A 20,274-nucleotide genomic window follows, 5' to 3' on the forward strand; every position below is an offset into this window, starting at 1 on the left:
GAGAGGTATTTCGTGGAAGATCGGTTCGTCACATCTCAACCCTTGCAGGAAGACAGCGATCAGGAGACGCTGCGCCCCCGCTATCTGCACGAGATGATCGGGCAGCGCAAGGTGCGTGAAAACATGAAAGTCTATATCGAAGCGGCGAAGATGCGCCGGGAAGCGCTCGATCATGTCCTGCTGTACGGTCCCCCCGGCCTTGGCAAGACGACGCTTTCCAACATCATCGCCAATGAGCTTGGCGTACACGTGCGCGTCACATCCGGCCCGGCGATTGAACGCCCGGGCGATCTGGCGGCACTTTTGACCAATTTGCAAGAAGGCGATGTGCTGTTTATCGACGAGATCCACCGCTTGAACAAAAGCGTAGAGGAAGTCCTGTATCCGGCGATGGAGGATTATGCGCTCGACATCATCATCGGAAAAGGGCCGGCGGCGCGCTCCGTGCGCCTTGACCTGCCGCCGTTTACCCTCGTCGGTGCGACGACGCGGGCGGGGATGCTGTCCCTGCCGCTGCGCGACCGCTTTGGCGTCGTCTGCCATCTGGAGTATTACGACAATGAAGATCTGCAGAAGATCATCGTCCGCACCGCTGAGATTCTCGGCGTGCCGATCGTGCCCGACGGCGCGCGGGAGATGGCCACACGGTCGCGGGGCACACCGCGGATCGCCAACCGGCTTTTGAAGCGGGTGCGCGACTTTGCGATGGTGCAGGGCGACGGTGTGATCACGGCAGAGCTGGCCGACCATGCCTTGAAGCTGATCCAAGTCGACAAGAAGGGCCTCGATGAAGTCGACCATAAGCTGCTCTTGACGATCATTGAGAAGTTTGGCGGCGGCCCGGTCGGACTGGACACGATCTCGGCGACGATCGGCGAAGAACCTGATACGATTGAAGACGTTTACGAGCCTTATCTGCTTCAGATCGGGTTTATCCAACGTACACCGAGAGGGAGAGTCGTCACCCCGCACGGGTATCACCATTTTGGCCTGATCCCGCCGGAGTGATATTCTGACAAAAATTTGCCCGAATCTCGTTTAATGCCCCAAAACGCTAACCGGGTGTACGAATCCTATAGCAAGCGAGGTGGAATGGGTGGGAATCTTACCGTTCCGACGCAAGAAATCGGAGGAGACATCAGATCTCAATCAGTTGTTGATGAAGGCACGCAGCGGGGATGAAGAGGCTCGCAACCAGTTGCTACGGGTGTACATTCCTTTCGTAGCGAAGAGCGCCTCCCAGGCAACGGGACGGTACATTCGCCGTGGGCAAGACGACGAATTCAGCATTGCGCTTGCAGCGTTTAACGAAGCGATCGAACGCTATGATTTAAGCCGTGGCACCAGTTTTCTCGGTTTTGCCGACACGGTGATCAAGCGGCGGTTGATCGACTATTTCCGCTCCAAGCAGGCGAAGCAGCGCGACGTTCCGTTTTCCGACTTCGAAGTGGAAGATGAAGAGGAGAACGTGATCAACTACGTCGAAGTGCAAAAGTCTGTCGAAGAGCACCAGAAGCTGGTGGAAAGTGACGCCAGGCGGGATGAGATACTGCATTTTACCGAGCTGTTGATGCAGTTTGAGATCTCGATGGAAGAGTTGGTCGATCTGTCGCCAAAACATCAGGACGCGCGTGAAAATGCGATGAAAGTGGCGAAGGTGATCGCTTCGCACCAGGAGTTTTGCGAATACCTGATGACGAAGAAATCCTTGCCGCTGAAAGCCTTGATGAACCATGTCAACGTCAGCCGGAAGACGATCGAGCGCCAGCGTAAATATATCATCGCCGTTTCCTTAATCCTGATCGGAGATTTCGAAATGCTGCAAGACTATATCTTGTAACTGTTGTGGGAATGATTTTCTTATGGAAAGGGGGGCCGTTGATGCAGCAGAAAGGGATTGTCATGCAAGCAGCAAACGGGAAAGTCATCGTCATGACCAAAGACCGCCGATTTTTACACGTTCCTTGGGCTGACGGATTGACTGTGGGCCAGGAGATCGAGGTGCCGGAAGAGGCGCTGCAGACAGGTGTGCGCGCCGGGAAAGCCGCGCCGCTCCCTTGGTACAAGAAATCTTGGAACACGACCTGGAAGAAGACCGGTGTGGTGGCCGCTTCGGTGCTGCTTGCTGTTAGTGTCTGGGCCAGCACTTCACTTTTTTCGGAGCCGGTTGCGTATGCGTACGTAACGGTTGACATCAATCCGAGTATCGAACTTTCGATTGACAATCACAAACAGGTGGTCACAGCCGTTCCGCTGAACGAGGAAGGTGAACGGGTGCTGAAAGGACTGAAGCTCAAAGGGCTGTCGGTCGAAGAGGCGGTCGGCAAACTCGCCGAAATCGCACGCACGCAAGGATACCTCGACGAGCGGACGGAAGTGATCATCACTGCATCTCCGGCTGTTGCGGATGACAAACAACATGCGGACCTCGACTTGCACCAGGTGGAGAGCGAACTGGTCGCCAAAGTGGAGACGTTGGCGCAGGACACCGGGGCGGAAGTTGAGGTGGAAGGCATCGTCGTGTCCCGCGAAGTGCGGGAAGCGGCGCAGAACGCGGGTTTGTCTCCGGGCAAATATGCTTTGTACGTGGCTGCTGTGCAGAGCGGGATCGAAGTGGAGCTTGACGAGTTCAAGAACCAGTCGGTTTCGAAAATCGTTGACAAACGCGGCCAGCAACTGGCAGACTTGCTGCATGAAATCAAGGGCGGCCAGCAACTGGACGATTGGCACCGCAGCGTCAACGAGAAAAAAGCGGCGGCGGAAAAGAATCCTCATGAGAACAAAGGCGTGACGCCGGGTAACTCCGGCAACCGCGAGCAAGACAAGAAAACGCCGCCCGGCCAGCAAAAGAAAGAGGACGGCAAGCAGAACAACGGGAATGATGACAAGAAGGGCAACGGCAACGGCAACGGCAACGGCAACGGCAACGGCAACGGCAACAGCTCTTCCCGGTCTGACAAGCCGTCCGATCGTGAGCAAAACACCAAAAAGGTCACGCCGCAAAACCACAAGCCCTCCGATGACAAGGAGAACGACAGGCCAAAAGGCAAAGACCACGACAAGCAGAACAACGGCCACGGCAACAATAAAGACAATCACAAAGAAAAGGGCAAAGACTGAGATGTCGATTCGACCTGTGCGGAACGTCTTTGCACGCAGATAGAACGCATAACAAAACCCCGGAGCTGGTGAGCTTCGGGGTTTTGTGCTACTCGTTGTAGCTGACGATCATCATGGTCAGCTCTTTGGTGAGGTCGATGTCGTACGGGCTGTCCAGACGACGGCCTGTCTCATCGGTGAGCAGGCGGACGACCGGGCGCTGCGGATACTCCGGGTTGAGGCTGACGACGACTGCCGTTTCGTCGGTGTTCAGCTTGACCGTCATGCCGATCGGATAGACGGCGACGTTTTTCGCGAACAGGCGCACCAGCGACAGATCGAACAGCGCCGTGCTCCCGCCCAAGATGAACTCCAACGCTTCATGCGGCAAGAACGCTTCGCGGTGGAAACGCTTCGAAGTCAACGCTTCATACACGTCGCACATGCCGACGATCTTCGAATACTCGTGGATCTCGTCACCCTTCAAGCCGCGCGGATACCCCGAGCCGTCATTGCGCTCATGGTGCTGGTACGCGACATGGGCCGACAGAAGCGAGATGCCGTCTTGCTCGCGCAGCATCTCATATCCCCATTCCGCATGTTTCTTCATCAACTCAAACTCGAGATCCGAATAGCGGCCGGGCTTGTTCAAAATTTCTTGCGGAACCTTGGTGCACCCGATGTCATGCAGCAAGGCGCCAACGCCGAGCTCGGTGATCTCCTTCTGGCCATACCCTTTGGCCAGACCTAAAGCGGTCGCCAGAATGGCGACGTTCACCGAATGATGATAAAGGTACCCGTCTACCGTGAAAATGCTCGCCAGGTTGATCAAGCCTGTTCGGTTGGCTTTCAAATCGGCGAGGATGTCTTGGAATACCTTGGAAATCTCGCGGCCGATCTGCGGGCGGGAAGCGCGTCGTGCGCCCCGTTCCGAGTCAATCATTTGCAGCATTGAATTGTAGACGGTGTTGACTGCGCTTCGACGCGTCTCGTCAGACACCGCATCGACGATCACAATGTCGTCAGTGCGCTTATCTTCAATATAAAGGCTGGAGACTCCAAGCTGTTTTAAACGCGTGATCATGCGCTCGGAAAGCTTGACCCCAGCACCGACGAGGATCATACCTTTTTCATCGAGGACCGGCTTGGCGAGGATCGACTCAACCAGACTCAGTGATACAGGGGCTAATCGCATGCAGTACCGTCTCCCTGAAATTTTAGATTTTTCATTAGTATTATAGACGTTGAGAACCCCTAGTGTCCATCATTTCTAAAACAAATTAATCCTGTTTTCATAGTACCTGTCTGCTTTTGACGAATGGTGACCGGTTTTGTAGAAGAAGGCAGGAAAACTGAGCCATATAGAGAAGTATAGTACCTTACATGCATCCCAAGATTTATTTTTTCAGAAAAGGAGACGATCATGCGCACCTCAAGAGTATCTGCTGCTTGGAAAAAGGTCTCCGTCTGTCTGGTCGCGGTCACGATGGCCGGCGCCCTGATTCAGACGCCGATGATACAAACCGCTCAAGCGGTGAGCGGTTCGACCCCGATTCGCGTGGGTCTGATGATGAAAACGAGCTCTTTTAACACGACGACCGACACCGTCACTCTGCAAGGCCGCAGCGGCCTGCAGGCTGGCTTTTATACGGGAGGCAAGTTTGCGGCGCGCTATTCATCCACCGGCGCGGTGAAGGCTTCATTGGACAACTATTATGTCCTCGTCGGCAGCTACGCGACCCTTGGGGAAGCGCAGACGGCCGCGAACCGCATCGATGGCATGGGCATGTCGTACGACATTCTGGTCGAGACCGTCTCCGGCCAGAAGCAGTATCAGGTGATCAACGGGTATTATGAGTACCGCACGCAGGCGGATGCGGCCCGCACCAAGCTGGCATCGATCGGCGCGGCGAAAGTGCGCGGCTACCTGCGCCTCACCGCCGGCAAGCAGGTCAGCCAAAGCGCCGCTGAAGCCAAGGTGAACGACCTGCGCGCCAAAGGACACGAAGCGTACCCGCTCGTGCGCAAGGATGGCACTTGGGAGGTCTGGATCGGCAATGAAGCGTCACAGGCGGAGCTGGACAGCGTAAACACGAAGCTCGGCGGCGGCTATGCCAAAGCCGACTATGCGCCGGCCGACTATCTGCTGATCAAGAAGAGCGCGTACTCCGGCATGGAGATCCCGCACTTCATCCAGAACTCGGCGAAGCAGGAGTCTGCTTTCTTGCCGATCGGCACACCTGCGGTGACAAAAGTGGCGGAGAAGGCGCGCGAATACCGCGGCGCGATCCTGATCCAAGGCTACAATGAGAAGCCGCACGTGATCAACTACGTCGGCCTCGATGACTACCTGTACGGCGTTCTGCCGCAGGAGATGGCGTCCGGCTGGCCGATGGAAGCGCTCAAGGCGCAGGCGGTCGCCGCCAGAACGTATGCGGTGCGCAAGATGGGCAGTAACCGCTGGGGCGTCGCCGACATCTCCGATGACGTCTGGGATCAGGCTTATCGCGGTTTCACGCGCGAGGCGACCGACACCAACCAGGCGGTCAACGAGACGATGGGCCAGGTGCTGATGAAAAACGGCGCCTATGTCGAGACGCTCTATTCCTCCAACCACGGCGGCTTCTCGGGCGATGTGGCGGAGATCTGGGGCAGCCAGGGCATCGACTACCTGAAAGCGGTGCCGAGCCCGTGGGACGCCGAATCGACCCGCCGCGAGCCTCTGACCTACCGCGTACAGTTGCCGAGCGGTCAGATCGGCTGGATGCGGGCGAGCGGCGTGACGAAAGACGGCACCAATGCGGCCGGATTCGCCACCGGCGTCGTCAACGCCGACGCGCAGGCGGTGCGCCCGGTGCCGAACTACTACGCGAGCACGCTTACCACTGCGTCAAAAGGCACGCGGGTCGTGATCCTCGACGAAGAGATCGAATACAACACCTACAACTGGCAAAAAGGTCCGTTCACGCCCAATGAGATGATGAACATGATCAACCAAAACCAGGCCAGCGGCTATCCGACCGTCAGCGGGCCGGTCTACGATCTGCGCGTCACCAAGTGGGGCCAGGGCGATCATATGCTGGAGGTCAGCGCCAACGGCAAGCCGGTCACCGTGACCAACGCCGACTATTACCGCTACCTGTTCAACGACCTGTGGAGTACGCGGGCCACGATTGAGCAGCAAGGCACGTATACGGTGCAAAGCGCCAGCGGCGTGAAGAGCGAGTACCCGAACGCCAAGCTGCAAGGCCAAGAGCTGCACGTGGTCACCGCGTCAGGGACGGCGACGACGTCGATCAACGGGTCGAACGACCAGTTCGTCCTGCTCGGAGCCGGTGGCAAAAGCCGCGTTGTCACCAAGACTCAGTCCTACATCTTCCACGGCAACGGCTGGGGCCACGCGCTTGGCATGTCGCAGTGGGGCGCACACGGTGCTGCAGTCAACGGGTATACGTATGACAAGATTTTGAAACACTATTATCAAGGGGTTACCCTGACTGAAAAGCAATAAGCGAATACATAGGTGTTCGAAATAGATTTGAAAGGTGAACCACATCATGCGTGTTGAAGAATTTGATTTTCATTTGCCAGAGAAGCTGATCGCCCAGCATCCGCTGCTTGAGCGCACCGCATCCCGTTTGATGGCGCTGAACAAGCGGACGGGGGAGATCGGCCATCACCGCTTCTCCGACCTGATCGAATTTTTACAGCCGGGGGATGCGCTGATTCTCAACGACACGCGGGTGCTGCCGGCGCGCCTGTACGGGGTAAAATCCGACACGGGCGCCAAGGTCGAGTTTTTGCTGTTGAAAGAGCTGGAGCCTAACGTCTGGGAAGTGCTGGTGCGCCCCGGCAAGAAGCTGCGCGTCGGCGCTCAGGTCTCGTTTGGTGACGGTCTGCTCACAGCAGATGTGCTGGATACGACAGAAGAAGGCGGACGAATTGTCCGCTTTTCGTATGAGGGAATGTTCTACGAGATTCTCGACCGGCTCGGCCAGATGCCCCTGCCCCCGTACATCACCGAACAGCTCGAAGACCAGGAGCGCTACCAGACGGTGTTCTCCAAACACCGCGGCTCGGCAGCCGCTCCGACGGCAGGCCTGCATTTTACAAGCGAGTTCCTCGAGCAGATCGCTGCAAAAGGCGTTCGGATCGGTTTTGTGACCTTGCATGTCGGTCTTGGCACGTTCCGGCCGGTGTCGGCAGATACGCTCGATGAGCACAAGATGCACGCCGAGTGGTACCACCTGCCGCAGGTGACGGCCGATCTGATCCGCGAGACGAAAGCGGCGGGCCATCGCGTCATCGCCGTCGGCACCACCGCCTGCCGGACGCTGGAGACGGCCGGCCAAAAGGGCGAGATCAGGGAAGCGAGCGGCTGGACCGACATTTTTATCTATCCGGGCGTCGAATTCACCGTGGTCGACGCGCTGGTCACCAACTTCCACCTGCCGAAGTCGTCGCTGGTGATGCTCGTATCGGCGCTCGCCGGACGCGAAGCGGTGCTTCGCGCGTATGCGGAAGCTGTGCGGGAAGAGTACCGCTTCTTCTCGTTTGGCGACGCGATGTTCATTTATTGAGGAGGAACAAGTCAGCATGGCAGCAATCCGCTTTGAACTTTTGAAAACGGAAAAACATACAGGTGCGCGCCGCGGGCGCTTGCACACCCCGCACGGCGTGATCGAAACGCCGATCTTCATGCCGGTCGGCACGTTGGCGACCGTCAAGACCTTGAGCCCGGAAGAGCTGAAGCAGATCGGCGCGCAGATCATCTTGAGCAATACATACCACTTGTGGCTGCGTCCCGGCCACGACATCGTCAAAGAGGCGGGCGGCCTGCACAAGTTCATGAACTGGGACCGCCCGATCCTCACCGACAGCGGCGGCTTCCAGGTCTTTTCCTTGTCCGACCTGCGCAAGATCACCGAGGAAGGCGTACAGTTCCGCAATCATCTCAGCGGCGAGAAGCTGTTCCTGTCCCCGGAGAAAGCGATCGAGATCGAAAACGACCTCGGAGCCGACATCATCATGGCGTTCGACGAGTGCCCGCCGTACCCGGCCGACCGCCAATACCTGAAAGATTCGCTGGAGCGCACCACGCGTTGGGCGAAACGCTGCATCGCGGCGCACAAGCGTCCCGATGAGCAGGCTCTGTTTGGGATCATCCAGGGCGGGATGGACAAAGAGCTGCGCAGACAGAGCGCCGAAGAGCTGCTCGAACTCGATTTTCCGGGCTATGCGGTCGGCGGCTTGTCGGTCGGCGAGCCGAAAGAGATCATGAACGAAGTGCTGGAGTTCACCACGCCGCTGATGCCGAAAAACAAACCGCGCTACCTGATGGGCGTCGGCTCCCCGGACGACCTGTTCGAAGGCGTCATCCGCGGCATCGACATGTTCGACTGCGTGCTGCCGACCCGCATCGCCCGAAACGGCACCTGCATGACGTCGGTCGGCAAAGTGGTCGTGCGCAATGCCAACTATGCCCGCGATTACGGCCCGCTCGATCCGAACTGCGACTGCTACACCTGCAAGAACTACTCCCGGGCGTACATTCGCCATCTGATCAAATGCGACGAGACGTTCGGCATCCGCCTGACCTCGATTCACAACGTCCATTTCCTCGTCACGATGATGGACAATATTCGAAAAGCGATCGACGAAGACAGACTTTTAGAGTACAAGCATGCATTTTATGAGTCTTACGGCTATAATATGTAATGATAGATAGATTGGAGGGATAAGACAAAATGGAACTCTTGGGACAATTAGCACCGATTCTGTTGATCTTTGTGGTGTTCTGGCTGTTCATCATCCGCCCGCAGCAAAAGCGTCAGCGCGAGCGCACAGGCATGCTCAACGCAATTAAGAGCGGCGACCGCGTAATCACCATCGGCGGCCTGCACGCCACCGTGGCGGCGATCGATGAAAAGACGGTCGTCCTGAACGTTGGCGACACCAAGATGACGTTTGAGCGCTCTGCGGTCAACCACATCGTCAAGGAAGACTAATACCGGCCGATACATAAAAAGCCTCCTCGCAGTTCGAGGGGGCTTTGTTCATATTACCTGCTAAGTTACTTGCGCAGGTTGACGCCGATCATCCCACCGAATCCGCCAACGAGCATCATCAGCAGGTCCTGGAACACCGTGTTCATGCTGAACACCGGACCGGTGACGACAACGAGGCCGAGCAGGGTGATGATCACCGCATACGACAGGCCGGTCAAGCCGCCGAAATACCAGCCGCGATTGCCGGCCTGGCGTGCGGCAAGCATTGAGCCGACCAGTACCGACACCATGTTCAGCACATAGGTGATCGAGGAGAGATTGGCTTCGGCGACCGAAGTCCAGCCCATGACGAACGTCGTGATCAGGATCGAAGCAAATGCGGTGATAAACGATGCGATCAGACCATACAGCACGGGCATGCCCCAAAAATTCGGCGCATACTCCGCGAGCGGTTTGCTTTTCATAAGACGTGCACCTCCTAGTCCCATTTTGTCGTTCTATGTATATTCGCTTGTACCAGCGGACATGATGGAAAGTGACCGAAGTCGCAGCAAGAGTCTCAGCATCGGATGAAGATTCTTCACAGCCGTACAGCCAGCAGCTTTCGCAGCACTCGGCAAAGCCCCCGTCTCCCAGCGGGGGCTTTTTTAACGCTTGTGAAAATTCCTTTAGCAGAACGAGAAGGATTCTTCGAACTTTTAGTGAACTATCTTACCTACAGTTTTTGTATCGGGTGATGGAGGAGTGGTTGAATGTGAGATTGACAGCGGTGAAACTGTATCAGTATGCAGTGCTCGCTCTTGCCGCATATTTGTTCCTGACAGCAGCTTTTGACCACTATGATTCGTTTCTCCGTCCGCAATTGATCCTTTTGCTCCTGCTCTACCTGCTCGTGGAGTCGATCCAGATTCCGCTTGGGAGCGGCTACGGGTCGCTGACGTATGGGGTCACGCTGGCCACGATGATGTTGTTCGGCCCGCACGTGGCCGCTCCGCTCCTCACCATCGCGGTGGTCGTAGCGCCGCTGATCAAGCGCAGGTTCCGAGGTACGCTGCTCCATTTGTTTAACGGTGCGCAGCATGCTGTCAGCGCGTTTGCCGCGTATGGCGTGTTCTTGTGGCTCGGCGGCGGTGCAACCCGGCTGACCGGATTGGGCGAAACGCTCGATTACTTGATCTTGCTGCCGATGACGCTGACGTATATGCTGATGAACCATCTTCTCGTCCAGATCTTTTTTATCCTTCGCCGCGACGAAGTGACGCCGCGCGATTTCCTGAGAATTTTTGTTTCCGACTCGATGAACTTCCTGATCTGCCTTCCCTTTGCCGTGTTTATTCTGGCGTTTGACGGGGATGCGCCTTCGCTGCTCCTGATGATGATCCCGCTCGTGCTGTTCGGGCAGGTCATGAAGCTGTACCGCAAGATCAAATTGACCCACAAGGCGCATGAAGTGGTGCACCGTCTGCAGAGCGAATTCGATCTGCAAAATATCTCGCGCACGATCACCGAATCGGTGCGCAAACTGACCCCGTCCGTGTCGGCCGCCCTGTGGGTGATCGAAGATGAGCGGGTGAAGCCGGTCTGGATCGACGGCAAGCAACACCCGGAACTGATGCCCCAGGAAGGATATTGCCTGTCTGCAGGCAGCATCACTTCGCTCGCTGTGAAAAGCAAGCAGGTTGAGTCGGTGCCGAACACGTTGAAAGACAAGCGGATCACCGAGAAATACGAAGAGTTCAAGTCGTTCCTCGCCGTGCCGCTGAAAGCGCGCGACAAGGTGGTCGGCGTCCTGACCTGTTACGGTGCGCGCACCTACGCGTTTACCGAAGAGCAGATCGAGCTGATCACCGTCCTCGCCGCCCAGGTCGGCGTGCTGATCGAAAACGCATCGCTCTACCGGGAGCTGCAGGAGGCGTCGCTCCGCGACCCGGGTACAGGGCTTTACAACTACCGCTATTTCTATCAGGAGCTGTCCCGCCGCTTTGAGCTGGCCAAGGCGGAAGTTCGGCCGATGTCGATCGCGATCCTCGACATCGACCATTTCAAGAAATACAACGATACGTACGGCCATGTCGTCGGTGATGAAGTGCTGCGCCAAGTCGCGCAGGTGATCCAGAAGAATGTCGGCAAGCAGGGCGTGGTGGCCCGCTACGGCGGCGAAGAGTTTGCGCTTTTGCTCGACGTGCCGCTGGTCGAAGCGGAAGGCATCGTCGAAGGCATTCGCAGCGAATTGCATTTTCATAAGTTTCAATACCAAGGCTATACCGTACAGGGCGTGACCGTCTCCGTCGGTGTGGCGAGCTATCCGGACCACGATCAGAACGAGAAAGAACTGCTGGAAAAAGCGGACCAGGCGATGTACTGGGGCGCCAAGCAGCGCGGTCGGGACAAGGTCGCCATCTACACGCCCGATCTTGACACCCATCTGTTCGTCGACAAGCTGACCGGCCTGTACACCTACCACTACTTGCGGATCAAGCTGGTCGAAGAGCTGATGACCCAGAGCCGGGAGAGCGGCGAATCGTTCGCCATGATCTTCCTGAACATCGCCGAGTTCACGAAAATCAACCGGACCTTTGGCTTCGAAGTCGGCAACATGGTCTTGCGCGAAGTGGCAGTCTTGATCAAAGAAAACGTGCGCCACGATGAGATCGCGGCGCGCTACGGCGGCGATGAATTTATGCTGCTCGTGCCGCGGGTGAGCCGGGATGAGGCGCTGCGCATTCAGGAACGTCTGCAAAAAGCGATCTCCTGCCACAAGTTCAAAGTCGGCGACAACGTGCTGGTGCGCGTCGTCTCGCGGGCGGATGTGATCGTCTTCCCCGATGACGTCTCCGAAGGACAACAGCTGGTCTCGCGCATCGCCGAGATGTTTTTGCGGCTTTCCTCCAGCTGGCTGGAGCAACAGCAGAAAGCATAAAGAGCATCCCCTCCGGGTATGGAGGGGATGCTTTTGTTCATACTAGCAACAGAGTACGTATGTGCGAAAGGAGGAACAGGGTTGGAACAGATCTGGGGGCTGCTCTTGCGCATTACGTTGTTTTACTTTGTCACCCTCATCTCGATGCGCCTGATGGGCAAGCGGGAGATCGGTAAGCTCTCGATATTCGACCTCGTCATCTCGGTCATGATCGCCGAAGTCTCAGCGACGTCCCTGATGGACCATCAGATTAAGATCGGCGAGGGGGTGCTGGTCATCGGCACGCTCGTCATGCTGCAGATCGGCATGTCGTGGCTGACGTTAAAATCGCTCACGATGCGCAACCTGTTCGAGGGGCAGCCGACCTTGCTGATCGCCAACGGCAAGATCCGCGATGATGAAATGCGCCGCACCAGATACTCGATCAGCGACCTGATGACCCAGCTGCGCGAAAAAGATGTGGCGTCCGTCTCCGATGTGGAATTTGCCATCCTGGAGACGAGCGGCAAGCTCAGCGTGTTCCCGAAAGCGGAAAAACGGCCGTTGACCCCGGAGGACATCGGCCTGTCGGTGCCGCGTACCGGGCTGCCGATGCCGCTGATCGTGGACGGGAATGTGATGGATGAGAATCTGGAGCGGATCGGCAAGACCCGATTCTGGCTGAAAAACGAGCTGCAGAAAGCCGGGTACCACGAATTGAGAAGAGTGTTCTACTGCTCGATCGACAACCAGGGAGCGCTGTTCGTCGATACGTTCGAGGACAGTTGAAGAAAACCGTCTCAGCTCCTGAGACGGTTTTTCGCTAGCGGAAAAATGGCACGAGCCGCAAAATCCCGGCGAGCGGCTTGCCGACTTTGGGCAGTCTGGAGACGGTGTGCAGCGTCACCACGCCCATCATGTTCAAGACGAAGAAGTACAGGGCGAACCCGGAGATCGTGCCATAGGTGACCAGCCAGACGTCGCTGAGGTGCGTGAAGCTGCGGAATTCGAGCAGCCAGACGCTGAGCAGCGAGGTGGAGATGAGAATTTTCACGGTCTCGACGAGGTTGACGTAAAAGCCGAGCAAGCGAGTCACCGACAAGAAATGCAGGATGGTGACGACGGCAACCGAGATGACGACCGACCAGGCGACGCCTGCGATGCCGTACGCCGGATTGGAGACGAGGTAATAGATGATCCCGAGTTTCAGGATCGAGCCGACGATCGAGTTGCGCATCGCCACCCCGGCCCGGTTCAGCCCCTGCAAGATCCCGGAGAGCGGCCCTTGCAGGTAGAGCAGGAAGCCGACGGGCGCCATGATCGCGAGGATCGGCCCCACTGCTTTGTCATTAAAGATCGCGTGGGACAGTTCGGTCGCATACAAGGTGAGAATCGCCGAGGTCGGGAAGCCGATCAAGGCGGTCAAGCGAAAGGCCTGATAGAGCCTGCGCTGCACGACCAACTGATCGCCCGCCGCCACCGCTTCGGAGATCGAGGGGACGAGCGTGGTCTGCAGCGAGTAGGTGAAGACGGTCGGCAGCACCAGCAGCGAGATCGCCATCCCGGAGTACTGCCCGTACAGCGTGGTCGCAACGGCGGCGGAGAGCCCGGTCATCACCAGACAGCGAGTGACGAGGATCGGCTCCAGCGTATAGGCGATCGAACCGACGATGCGTGACAACGTGACCGGCATCGCGATCTCCAGCACTGAGGAGAGCATCTTGCGAAACGGTTCCAGCGGCTTGTTCGAGGGGACGTGCGGCATCTTGCGCAGCGAATAGCGGGAGTAGTAGACATAGACCAGATAGAGCAGGCCGACCAGTTCTCCGATCACCATGCCGATCATCGCCCCGGCGGCTGCATATTCGAGGCCGTACGGGAGCAGATAGGTGGCGAAGACCAGCACCGCGCCGATGCGGGCGATCTGCTCGAGAATCGAGCCGACCGCGTTGGGCGTCATGTTCTGCAGGCCTTGGAAGTAGCCCCGCAGGATCGAGGAGATGGCGATGATCACGATGATCGGCGCCATGGCGAGCAGCGTGTAGTAGGCGCGGGGGTCGGTCAGGACGTTGGTGGTGATCCAAGGCGCCAAGACGAGCATCAAGGCGGTGAAGATGACCGACAGCGTGATCACCGCCTTCATTGATACGGTGACGATCCGCTTGACGCGCCGCGTATCTTCCTCGACCAGCGCTTCGGCGACCAGCTTGGAGATCGCGATCGGCAGACCGGCCGTCGTCAGCGTGATCAGGAACATCAAGATCGGGAACACAGTATAAAACAAACCGATGCCCTCGGCTCCGATCAACCGGGAGAGGAAGATCTTGTAGACAAAGCCGAGGACGCGGGTCACGAGACTGGCAGCGACGAGGATGACAGCTCCTTTTAAAAAGGATTGTTTGCTCAAGGGGTCCCTCTCCTTCTCCGTACAGGTTGTCTTCTTCTTCACTTCTATGCCGGACATGCAGGGAGTAGTCCAAAAAGAGGATTTGCGGGACCCGGTCACGAATTGTTCACGCACAGATCAAGAGGGAGGAGGGCGCACAGATGATGGAAGAGCAGACCGAGCACACAGCGCCTATCATGGAGGAAGCGGAATTGAATGAGGTTGTGCGCAAGCTTTGTATCAGCAAAGCGGAAGAGTTGAACCTGCACGGCTACGAACAGGTGACCGGCGAGGATGTCTGGGAGTGTGTGTCCGGCAAGTACAAGCGCGGCCTTCCTCCCTTGCATCAGCTGGTCAACGACGTCTTGTCGCTCAAAGCGCACACGTTCATGAACTGGCTGATGGTGCGCACCTTAAAAGGCGACCAAGCATAGAAAATCCTCCCACCGCGCACAATAATCAGGTACTTCAAGCGCGATGGGAGGGTTCGAAACGGATGCAGGAAACGAAGAACGAGCGGAGAATTACGCTGGCCGAAGTCAAACAGCTGCCGCAGATTCAGCAATATATCGTATCGGCCGACAAATTTCTGAAAGCGATGGGCTTCACCGAACACGGATTTCGCCATGTGACCTTGGTGTCGAAGATCGCCGAGCATGTGATGGAGCACCTCGGCTACTCGGAGCGCGAACGGGAACTGGCGGCGATCGCCGGCTACATCCACGATATCGGCAACATCACGGGCCGCCACGACCACGGCAAGGCCGGTGCGATCATGTGCTTTCATATCTTGGAAGGCATCGGGATGCCGTATGACGAGATCGCCTGTATCGTCGGCGCGGTTGGCAATCACGAGGAGCAGTACGGCGAAGCGGTGAACACGGTGGCGGCGGCGCTGATCCTCGCCGATAAGTCGGACGTGCACCGCACGCGGGTCAGACGGCGCGACGTGTCCCAGTTCGACATTCACGACCGGGTCAACTACGCGGCGACATCCTCGTTTCTCCACGTCAGCGCCGAGCCGCGCGAAGTGACGCTGAAGATTGAGATCGACAACAGCATCTCATCTGTGATGGAGTATTTTGAAATTTTTATGGAACGAATGCTGATGTGCCAGCGGGCGGCGAAGATGCTGGATGCCCGCTTTCGCTTAAACATTAACGGGGCCGACATTCTGTAGGCCCCTTTTTGATTGGATCCTTTCTTCATTGACCTATTAATCGCTTAGGAGATATACTAAGATGAGCTAATTCAACGACTATTTAGGAGGATTGTCATGATCAAGTGGAGTCGTTTCGTTGGCTTCCTTTTGATCGTGGTCCTGTTTTTTGCCCTCGCGGTTCCGACTTATAAGGGAATCTGGAATGGCATCACGCTCGGACTCGATCTGCAAGGCGGCTTTGACGTTCTGTATGAAGTGCAGGATTCACCAAGTGGGGAAAAAGTAACGGATGAAGGCGTCATCTCGACGATCAAAGCGATCGAGCGCCGCATCGACAAAGAAGGCGTATCCGAGCCGAACATTCAAAAAGAAGGGGCGAACCGCATCCGCGTTCAACTCGCGGGCGTGTTCGACCAGAATGAAGCAAAAAAGCTGCTTGTGCAGACCGCTCAGCTCCGCTTCCTGGCTCCCGACGGCACCACCGAGCTGGCAAACGGCAGCGACTTGAAGCCGAATGCGAAGTATGTTTCCGACCAGAACACCGGCGCTCCGCAGGTGGCGGTCGAGTTTAAAAATCCGGACAAGTTCAAAAAAATCACAGAAACCTACCTTGGCCAACCAGTCGCAATCGAGCTGGACGGCAAGATTATCACCGCTCCGACTATCCAAGTCGTCATCTATGACGGCAAGGCGGTCATCAACGGTCAGAAGGACGCCAAAGAAGCGATCGAACTGGCGAACCTGCTCAACGCAGGCTCCCTGCCGTTCCCGCTGAAAGAGATCTCCTCGTTCGGCGTATCGCCGTCCCTCGGCGAAGGCTCTCTCGGCACGACGCTGATGGCCGGCGGCATTGCGTTCATCCTGATTTTTGTGTTCATGGTGGGCTGGTACCGTCTCCCGGGTCTGATCGCGATGATCGCCTTGGTCATGTACGCATATCTGCTGTTCGCGACGGTCAAATTCATGGGCATCACGCTGACCCTGCCGGGTCTGGCGGCGCTGGTGCTTGGTATCGGGATGGCGGTCGACGTCAACATCATCGCAACAGAGCGGATGAAAGACGAATTCCGCAACGGCAAATCCACGCTCTCTGCTGTTATCATGGGGCAGAAGCGCTCGATGCCGACGATCATCGACGCCAACATCACTTCGATCATCGCCGGTATCCTGATGTACTGGTTCGGCACCGGCCAGATCAAGAGCTTTGCTGTGGCGCACATCATTTCCGTCCTGGCGACGTTCATCACCGCTGTGCTGATCTCCCGCCTGCTGATGCAATTGCTCGTCCGCTCCAACATCATTAAGAACAAATGGTGGTACGGTGCGCCGAGAGAAGCGAAGGGAGGGGCTGCGAAGTGAAATTTGATATCGTAAAGAACCGCAAATGGTACTTCGGCTTCTCCATCCTGATCTCGCTCGCCGGGGTCCTGATCATGCTGCTGATGGGTCTGAACCTCGGCACCGACTTCGAAGCGGGCTCCCGCGTGCAGTTTAACGTTGGACAAGCATTTACCGAAAAAGAGATCGCCGAGCAGTTCGAAGCGAACTTGGAGACGATTGAGGTCTCCGGTGTTCAAGAGATCGAGAACTACGGTGCGGTCGTACGCATCGCGAAGAAGATCTCGCCGGAAGAAGAGAACTTGATCAACGAATACCTGAACAAGACCTACAAGGACGCCAGCCCGCAGATCTCCTCGATCGACCCGGTCGTGGCGCGCGAGCTGGCGCAGAAAGCGATCTACGCGATTCTGTACGCTTCGCTTGGGATCATCCTGTACATGGCGGTCCGCTTCGAATACCGCTTTGCGATCGCAGGCGTCGTCTCCGTGCTGCAGGTCGTGCTGGTCGTCGTCTCGCTCTTCGCGCTGTTCCGCTTTGAGATCGACATCACGTTCATCGCAGCGATCCTGACGATCGTCGGTTATTCGATCCACGATACGATCGTCATCTTCGACCGCATCCGCGAGAACTTGAAGCATTACAAGGTCAAGACGGTCTCCGATCTCGAGCACCTCGTCAACGATTCGATCTGGCAGACGATGGCGCGCTCGATCAACACCGTCCTCACGGTAATCTTCTCGGCCGGCATGCTGTACCTGCTCGGCGGCGCTGCGATCAAGCACTTCTCGCTGGCCCTGCTGATCGGTCTCGTGACCGGCGCGTACTCCTCCATCTTTATCGCTTCCCAGCTGTGGGTGGCCTGGAAGAGCCGCGAACTGAAAAAAGCGTAGTTTTCTGCAGAAAAAGAAAGCCGCAGGGTGGAGAACCCGGCGGCTTTCTTGCTATAATAAAAATTATGTATATCGTCATATAGAGAGGATTTTCAATATGCAACAGACGAAACGCTGGGTCGTGTCGGAGGCGGCAGATACAGAGGTGCAGAATTTGGCGGAGGCGCTTGGCGTGCCCCCGATTCTGGCGAGACTTCTGTGGCGCCGCGGCATTCGGTCGACAGAGACTGCACAGCGTTTTTTGTACCCGGGTCTCAGCGGCTTTTACGATCCTTATTTGATGAAAGATATGGACAAGACGGTGGAGCGGATTCGCCGGGCGATCGATGAACAGGAGCCGGTGATGGTCTACGGCGACTATGACGCGGACGGCGCGACGGCCACTTCCGTCTTGTATCTCGCCTTGCGGTCGCTTGGCGCTCAAGTCGATTACTATATCCCCGACCGCTTTTCGGAAGGGTACGGGCTGAACGGTCCGGCGATCGAGCAGGCGAAGGAAAAAGGCTATCGGCTGGTGATCACCGTCGACAACGGAATCTCGGCGGTCGAGCAGGTGGCGCTGGCCAATCAGCTTGGGCTGGACCTGATCGTCACCGACCACCATACGCCGCCTGAAGTGCTGCCGGACGCGTATGCGATCTTGAACCCGAAGCAGCCGGGCTGCACCTATCCGGATTCGATGCTGGCAGGTGTCGGCGTCGTGTTCAAGCTGGTGCAGGCGCTGTACGGGCGTTTGCCCGATGAGTTTTTGGATCTGGCGGCCTTGGGCACGGTGGCCGACTTGGCACCGCTGCAGGATGAGAACCGCCTGATCACTTTGTTCGGTCTGGAGAAAATGAACGAGTCGCCGCGCATGGGCATCAAAGCGCTGATCGAAGCGACCGGGCTGACCGACAAGAAGGTCACCGCCGGGCACATCGGCTTTTCCTTCGGCCCGCGCATCAATGCCAGCGGACGGCTCGATTCGGCAACATACGCCGTCGAGCTGTTGACGACGGAAGATCCGGTCAAGGCGGGCGAGCTGGCGCAGTTTCTGGAGGAGCGCAACCAAGAGCGCCAAGCGCTGTGCGAGACGATCTTTGAAGAGGCGGTCGAGCTGATCGAAGCCAATCCGCACTGGCTGGACGGCCGCGTGCTGGTCGTCGCCAACCGGGGCTGGAACGAAGGCGTGATCGGCATCGTCGCCTCGCGCATCGTCGAGCGCTACCACCGTCCGACGCTCATCTTCTCGGTCAGCGATGAGAAGTGCAAAGCGTCCGCCCGCAGCATCGCCGGATTTGACCTCTACGCGGCGCTGACCCGCTGTGCCGACCTGCTCGACCACTACGGCGGTCACAAGATGGCGGCGGGCTTGTCCCTGCCAGAAGAGAAGCTCGACGAACTGCGCGCCCGCCTGAACGAGATCGCGCAGGAAGTGCTGACCGAAGACGACATGACGCCGGCGCTCGACATCGACATGGAAGTCGATCTGCGCGACGTCGACCTGCGCCTCGTCGAGCAGATCCAAGCGTTGGCGCCGTTTGGCTTCGGCAACCCGTCGCCGCGCTTCGCCGTGCGGGGGCTGGCGCTGGAAAGCACGCGGGTGGTCGGCAAAGACGCAGCGCACCTGCAACTGCGCGTGCGGCAAAACGGACGTCAGCTCGACTGCATCGCCTTCCGCCGCAGCGACGAGCAGCATCTGCTCGACGCGCTGGCCGCGATCGATCTGGCCGGTGAGCTTGCCGTCAACGAGTGGCGCGGCCGGCAGAGCCTGCAGATGGTGCTCGGCGACTGGAAGCCAAGCCCCTTGCAGTCGTTCGATGCCCGCGGCTGCCGGGACAAGTTCGCCTGGCTCGAAGTGCGCAAGGAAGAATTGACGGTGCTCTGCTTCCAAAAACGCAACGTGGAAGAGATCGAAAAACGCCTGTTTGGGTATCCTTGGAATGAAGGCAAGTATCGCCTCTACCATGTGGAACCTTCGGGCGACTGGCGCCACATCGCAGGCGAAGACGAGCCAACCGACAACGTCGTCTATTACGACTTGCCCGCGCACATCGAAACGTTCGCCCAGTCCTTGCAGGTTCTGATCCCCTCGCAGCGGATCCATTTGATCCAAGGGGACGCCGACCGCGACTGGCTGCGTCAGTCCCTGTTCGACGGGCTGCCGGAGCGTGAAGCGTTTGCGTACGTCTTCCGCGTGCTGCGCCAACAGGGACAGGGAACGGTCGACGGGCTGTTGTCGGTGATGCAGGGGCCATTAAATCCGGTCAGCCTGACACACATTCTGCACGTATTTACCGAATTAGGGTTTGCGAATCGCGAGGATGACACGTATTATGTGATAATGGACGCTCCGAAGCGCGCCTTAACCGAATCGCAGCACTATCAGGAGCAAGAGAAGCGGGTGCAGGCGCTGAAACAAGTCGGCGATCTGCTGCTTTCCGCTTCTTCCGACACTATGAGACATTGGCTCGCCGAGCGTTTGGCCGTGCGAGCGTAGGAGGACAAAC

At 57.6% G+C, this 20,274-nt stretch carries 17 protein-coding genes; 14 read left to right on the forward strand and 3 right to left on the reverse strand.

The features are described 5' to 3' along the window. Positions 1-12 precede the first annotated feature (12 nt). The 3 genes from ruvB (at position 13) to EV586_RS11820 (ending at position 3,120) form a co-directional block, all read left to right on the forward strand. Positions 13-1,008, forward strand: coding sequence for a Holliday junction branch migration DNA helicase RuvB (gene ruvB, locus EV586_RS11810; RefSeq protein WP_132945325.1), 996 nt, complete (start codon positions 13-15; stop codon positions 1,006-1,008). Positions 1,009-1,096: 88 nt separating this feature from the next. After that, a complete protein-coding gene (sigI, locus tag EV586_RS11815) occupies positions 1,097-1,840 on the forward strand; it encodes an RNA polymerase sigma factor SigI (protein ID WP_132945326.1) in 744 nt (247 codons plus the stop codon). Between the two features lie 41 nt (positions 1,841-1,881). Next, complete coding sequence (locus EV586_RS11820; protein WP_132945327.1) at positions 1,882-3,120, forward strand: anti-sigma factor domain-containing protein; 1,239 nt, start codon at positions 1,882-1,884, stop codon at positions 3,118-3,120. A gap of 88 nt (positions 3,121-3,208) precedes the next feature. Here the strand turns inward: EV586_RS11820 and EV586_RS11825 are convergent, their stop codons facing one another. Continuing rightward, positions 3,209-4,294, reverse strand: coding sequence for an HD-GYP domain-containing protein (locus tag EV586_RS11825; RefSeq protein ID WP_132945328.1), 1,086 nt, complete (start codon positions 4,292-4,294; stop codon positions 3,209-3,211). Between the two features lie 228 nt (positions 4,295-4,522). Between EV586_RS11825 and EV586_RS11830 the strand changes: the two genes are divergently transcribed. From EV586_RS11830 to yajC, 4 genes are read left to right on the forward strand one after another with little or no spacing between them, the layout of a single operon-like run. Continuing rightward, complete coding sequence (locus EV586_RS11830; RefSeq protein WP_132945329.1) at positions 4,523-6,610, forward strand: SpoIID/LytB domain-containing protein; 2,088 nt, start codon at positions 4,523-4,525, stop codon at positions 6,608-6,610. A 46-nt stretch (positions 6,611-6,656) separates the two neighbouring features. Continuing rightward, positions 6,657-7,679 carry a tRNA preQ1(34) S-adenosylmethionine ribosyltransferase-isomerase QueA gene (queA, locus tag EV586_RS11835; protein WP_132945330.1) on the forward strand — a complete coding sequence of 341 codons (1,023 nt, stop codon included), beginning with the start codon at positions 6,657-6,659 and terminating at the stop codon, positions 7,677-7,679. Positions 7,680-7,695: 16 nt separating this feature from the next. Further along, a complete protein-coding gene (gene tgt, locus EV586_RS11840; RefSeq protein WP_132945331.1) occupies positions 7,696-8,817 on the forward strand; it encodes a tRNA guanosine(34) transglycosylase Tgt in 1,122 nt (373 codons plus the stop codon). A 29-nt stretch (positions 8,818-8,846) separates the two neighbouring features. Then, positions 8,847-9,107 carry a preprotein translocase subunit YajC gene (yajC, locus tag EV586_RS11845; RefSeq protein ID WP_132945332.1) on the forward strand — a complete coding sequence of 87 codons (261 nt, stop codon included), beginning with the start codon at positions 8,847-8,849 and terminating at the stop codon, positions 9,105-9,107. A 65-nt stretch (positions 9,108-9,172) separates the two neighbouring features. Here yajC and EV586_RS11850 read toward each other — a convergent pair whose 3' ends face one another. Further along, positions 9,173-9,571: a TIGR04086 family membrane protein gene (locus tag EV586_RS11850; protein WP_165898554.1), complete on the reverse strand. Its 399-nt coding sequence runs from the start codon at positions 9,569-9,571 to the stop codon at positions 9,173-9,175. A gap of 290 nt (positions 9,572-9,861) precedes the next feature. Here EV586_RS11850 and EV586_RS11855 point away from each other — a divergent pair, with 290 nt between their 5' ends. Together EV586_RS11855 and EV586_RS11860 are read left to right on the forward strand one after the other, a co-directional pair. Beyond that, entirely contained in the window at positions 9,862-12,027 is a 2,166-nt protein-coding gene (locus EV586_RS11855; RefSeq protein WP_165898555.1) for a sensor domain-containing diguanylate cyclase, read from the forward strand. 81 nt (positions 12,028-12,108) lie between these two features. Beyond that, a complete protein-coding gene (locus EV586_RS11860) occupies positions 12,109-12,795 on the forward strand; it encodes a DUF421 domain-containing protein (RefSeq protein ID WP_243653025.1) in 687 nt (228 codons plus the stop codon). A gap of 34 nt (positions 12,796-12,829) precedes the next feature. Here the strand turns inward: EV586_RS11860 and spoVB are convergent, their stop codons facing one another. Further along, the gene (gene spoVB / locus EV586_RS11865) at positions 12,830-14,413 is read right to left on the reverse strand and encodes a stage V sporulation protein B (protein WP_165898556.1); all 1,584 of its coding nucleotides are present in this window, start codon (positions 14,411-14,413) and stop codon (positions 12,830-12,832) included. Positions 14,414-14,589: 176 nt separating this feature from the next. Between spoVB and EV586_RS11870 the strand changes: the two genes are divergently transcribed. The 5 genes from EV586_RS11870 (at position 14,590) to recJ (ending at position 20,264) form a co-directional block, all read left to right on the forward strand. After that, positions 14,590-14,826, forward strand: a complete 237-nt coding sequence (locus EV586_RS11870; RefSeq protein ID WP_132945664.1) for a post-transcriptional regulator — start codon at positions 14,590-14,592, stop codon at positions 14,824-14,826. Positions 14,827-14,888: 62 nt separating this feature from the next. Further along, positions 14,889-15,572 carry an HD domain-containing protein gene (locus EV586_RS11875; protein WP_132945336.1) on the forward strand — a complete coding sequence of 228 codons (684 nt, stop codon included), beginning with the start codon at positions 14,889-14,891 and terminating at the stop codon, positions 15,570-15,572. Between the two features lie 96 nt (positions 15,573-15,668). Next, positions 15,669-16,913, forward strand: a complete 1,245-nt coding sequence (secD, locus tag EV586_RS11880) for a protein translocase subunit SecD (RefSeq protein WP_132945337.1) — start codon at positions 15,669-15,671, stop codon at positions 16,911-16,913. Then, positions 16,910-17,785 (forward strand): protein translocase subunit SecF, encoded by an 876-nt coding sequence (gene secF / locus EV586_RS11885; protein WP_243653026.1) that lies wholly within the window; start codon positions 16,910-16,912, stop codon positions 17,783-17,785. Before secD ends, secF begins: the two co-directional genes overlap by 4 nt. Positions 17,786-17,882: 97 nt before the next feature. Continuing rightward, the gene (gene recJ / locus EV586_RS11890) at positions 17,883-20,264 is read left to right on the forward strand and encodes a single-stranded-DNA-specific exonuclease RecJ (RefSeq protein WP_132945339.1); all 2,382 of its coding nucleotides are present in this window, start codon (positions 17,883-17,885) and stop codon (positions 20,262-20,264) included. Positions 20,265-20,274 lie beyond the last annotated feature (10 nt).

This window comes from Tumebacillus sp. BK434, assembly GCF_004340785.1.
In the GTDB taxonomy this organism is placed as follows: Bacteria; Bacillota; Bacilli; order Tumebacillales; family Tumebacillaceae; genus Tumebacillus_A.

Coding starts and splice junctions, on each gene's coding strand:
- EV586_RS11820 (WP_132945327.1), top strand. CDS start 1,882: ATGCAGCAGAAAGGGATTGTCATGCAAGCAGCAAACGGGAAAGTCATC.
- EV586_RS11825 (WP_132945328.1), bottom strand. CDS start 4,294: ATGCGATTAGCCCCTGTATCACTGAGTCTGGTTGAGTCGATCCTCGCC.
- EV586_RS11830 (WP_132945329.1), top strand. CDS start 4,523: ATGCGCACCTCAAGAGTATCTGCTGCTTGGAAAAAGGTCTCCGTCTGT.
- queA (WP_132945330.1), top strand. CDS start 6,657: ATGCGTGTTGAAGAATTTGATTTTCATTTGCCAGAGAAGCTGATCGCC.
- tgt (WP_132945331.1), top strand. CDS start 7,696: ATGGCAGCAATCCGCTTTGAACTTTTGAAAACGGAAAAACATACAGGT.
- yajC (WP_132945332.1), top strand. CDS start 8,847: ATGGAACTCTTGGGACAATTAGCACCGATTCTGTTGATCTTTGTGGTG.
- EV586_RS11850 (WP_165898554.1), bottom strand. CDS start 9,571: ATGAAAAGCAAACCGCTCGCGGAGTATGCGCCGAATTTTTGGGGCATG.
- EV586_RS11870 (WP_132945664.1), top strand. CDS start 14,590: ATGGAGGAAGCGGAATTGAATGAGGTTGTGCGCAAGCTTTGTATCAGC.
- EV586_RS11875 (WP_132945336.1), top strand. CDS start 14,889: ATGCAGGAAACGAAGAACGAGCGGAGAATTACGCTGGCCGAAGTCAAA.
- secD (WP_132945337.1), top strand. CDS start 15,669: ATGATCAAGTGGAGTCGTTTCGTTGGCTTCCTTTTGATCGTGGTCCTG.
- recJ (WP_132945339.1), top strand. CDS start 17,883: ATGCAACAGACGAAACGCTGGGTCGTGTCGGAGGCGGCAGATACAGAG.